Below are 776 nucleotides of genomic sequence, written 5' to 3'. Positions count from 1 at the left end.
CTTAGCAATGAAATCTTTACTATAAATAAATATTTCCATCATTTATATAATTAAAAAACATTAATATAAAAGGAGAGCTGCATGCAAACCCTATAAACAAACTTATTTTTTTACGTTTTACTCCTGTGCTATAGCATTTAAAAAAATAAGCTTGTAATAAACAAAGAACTATAAAAGGTGCATAAAGTGTTAAATAGCAAATCCAATCAAATAAAAAGTTTATATAAATATATGCACGATACTCATCTGGCGAAAGTTTCTTAACTTCTGGAGGATCTAAAAAAGACAAAAAACTGTCTGTATTAATATCATAAGTTACATAAAATCCTATGATGATGGTAATAAGAAAAATAATAAAAAATGTTAAAAAATAAGATTTTAAAAACTCTTTTATATTGATTCTTATGAAATAATTTAATAAAGCAAAGATAATTAAAACACTTAAAATATAAGTGCAAAATTCTTTTGTTCCACTAAACAATCCAGTAAAAAAGAAAATCACACCAAATAACCATCCTAAACCAATAGCTTCTACCATTTAAACTCCTGTATCATAAAGCGCATTATAAGTTTTATCTTTAAAATCAAGTTTAGCAATAAAATCCTTACTATAAAGTTTAAAGTCTAAACCATAGGGGGTGAATTTTTGATAATCTTGATAGTCTTGATTATAAATATAGTATTGTTTGGTTTTTGGAGATTGTAGGATGTCTTCAAAAGTTACTTTTGATGCAAACTTTGTATACCATTTTGGTTTATAAGTCTCCATCTGACGA

At 25.1% G+C, this 776-nt stretch carries 1 protein-coding gene and 1 pseudogene; both read right to left on the bottom strand.

All coding sequences use genetic code 11. The features are described 5' to 3' along the window. Nucleotides 1-19: 19 nt before the first annotated feature. Complete coding sequence (locus H2279_RS08625) at nucleotides 20-538, bottom strand: hypothetical protein (protein ID WP_337196287.1); 519 nt, start codon at nucleotides 536-538, stop codon at nucleotides 20-22. Further along, nucleotides 539-776, bottom strand: a pseudogene (locus H2279_RS08620) (hypothetical protein); the annotation flags it as partial.

The organism is Campylobacter sp. B0100352/1 (genome assembly GCF_020135855.1).
In the GTDB taxonomy this organism is placed as follows: domain Bacteria; phylum Campylobacterota; class Campylobacteria; order Campylobacterales; family Campylobacteraceae; genus Campylobacter_D; species Campylobacter_D taeniopygiae.
Note: the sequence above shows the minus strand (reverse complement) of the source record. Positions and strands in the feature narration are given on the sequence as shown.

Excerpts from the sequence above, each read along its gene's own strand:
- H2279_RS08625 (WP_337196287.1), bottom strand. The coding sequence starts at position 538 with ATGGTAGAAGCTATTGGTTTAGGATGGTTATTTGGTGTGATTTTCTTT.